At 56.6% G+C, this 1,724-nt stretch carries 2 rRNA genes (1 of these 2 running past the window's edge); both read right to left on the bottom strand.

Annotation, left to right across the window (positions count from 1 at the left end):
• Window positions 1-2: 2 nt before the first annotated feature.
• Window positions 3-119 (bottom strand): 5S ribosomal RNA (rrf, locus tag AB0883_RS30645).
• Window positions 120-205: 86 nt separating this feature from the next.
• Window positions 206-1,724 (bottom strand): 23S ribosomal RNA (locus tag AB0883_RS30650); it runs 1,666 nt beyond the window's last position.

The raw sequence follows: 1,724 nt of genomic DNA on the forward strand, positions 1-1,724 counted from the left end.
TTGTCCGGCGGTGTCCTACTCTCCCACACCCTCCCGAGTGCAGTACCATCGGCGCTGGAGGGCTTAGCTTCCGGGTTCGGAATGTAACCGGGCGTTTCCCCTCCGCCATGACCGCCGTAACTCTATCGACATGTCAAACAACACCACACACGTGTGGTCTGTTGTTCGTTCATCGAGAGTTGCACAGTGGACGCGTAGCAGCTTAGTAGTCAAGTCCTCGGCCTATTAGTACCGGTCAACTGAACCCGTTACCGGGCTTACATTTCCGGCCTATCAACCCAGTCGTCTAGCTGGGGGCCTTACCCCACCAAGGTGGGTGGGATACCTCATCTTGAAGCGAGCTTCCCGCTTAGATGCTTTCAGCGGTTATCCCTTCCGAACGTAGCTAACCAGCCGTGCCCCTGGCGGGACAACTGGCACACCAGAGGTTCGTCCGTCCCGGTCCTCTCGTACTAGGGACAGCCCTTCTCAAGTATCCTACGCGCACGGCGGATAGGGACCGAACTGTCTCACGACGTTCTAAACCCAGCTCGCGTACCGCTTTAATGGGCGAACAGCCCAACCCTTGGGACCTGCTACAGCCCCAGGATGCGACGAGCCGACATCGAGGTGCCAAACCATCCCGTCGATATGGACTCTTGGGGAAGATCAGCCTGTTATCCCCGGGGTACCTTTTATCCGTTGAGCGACACCGCTTCCACTCGCAAGTGCCGGATCACTAGTCCCGACTTTCGTCCCTGCTCGACCTGTCAGTCTCACAGTCAAGCTCCCTTGTGTACTTGCACTCAACACCTGATTGCCAACCAGGCTGAGGGAACCTTTGGGCGCCTCCGTTACCCTTTAGGAGGCAACCGCCCCAGTTAAACTACCCACCAGACACTGTCCCTGAACCGGATAACGGTCCGAAGTTAGATACCCAAATCAACCAGAGTGGTATTTCAAGATTGCCTCCACCCATACTGGCGTATGGACTTCACCGGCTCCCACCTATCCTACACAAGCTAATTCGGATACCAATGTCAAGCTATAGTAAAGGTCCCGGGGTCTTTCCGTCCTGCCGCGCGTAACGAGCATCTTTACTCGTAATGCAATTTCGCCGGGCCTGTGGTTGAGACAGTGGGGAAGTCGTTACGCCATTCGTGCAGGTCGGAACTTACCCGACAAGGAATTTCGCTACCTTAGGATGGTTATAGTTACCACCGCCGTTTACTGGCGCTTAAGTTCTCCGCTTCGCCCCGAAGAGCTAACAGGTCCCCTTAACGTTCCAGCACCGGGCAGGCGTCAGTCCATATACATCGAATTACTTCTTCGCATGGACCTGTGTTTTTAGTAAACAGTCGCTTCCCCCTGCTCTCTGCGGCCATACAACGCTCCACCCGCGTGGGGCTTCACGTCTCCGGCCCCCCTTCTCCCTAAGTTACGGGGGCAATTTGCCGAGTTCCTTAACCACAGTTCGCCCGATCGCCTCGGTATTCTCTACCTGACCACCTGTGTCGGTTTGGGGTACGGGCCGCTAAGAACTCGCTAGAGGCTTTTCTCGGCAGCATAGGATCACTGACTTCACCTGAATCGGCTCGGCATCACGTCTCAGCCTTCATGTGTTGCGGATTTGCCTACAACACGGCCTACACGCTTACCCCGGCACAACCACCGGCCGGGCTCAGCTACCTTCCTGCGTCACCCCATCGCTTGACTACTACCCGCCAGGTTCCCACGCTCCCCCG

Origin of the sequence: Micromonospora sp. NPDC047812 (assembly GCF_040704175.1) — a bacterium.
Lineage (GTDB): Bacteria > Actinomycetota > Actinomycetes > Mycobacteriales > Micromonosporaceae > Micromonospora.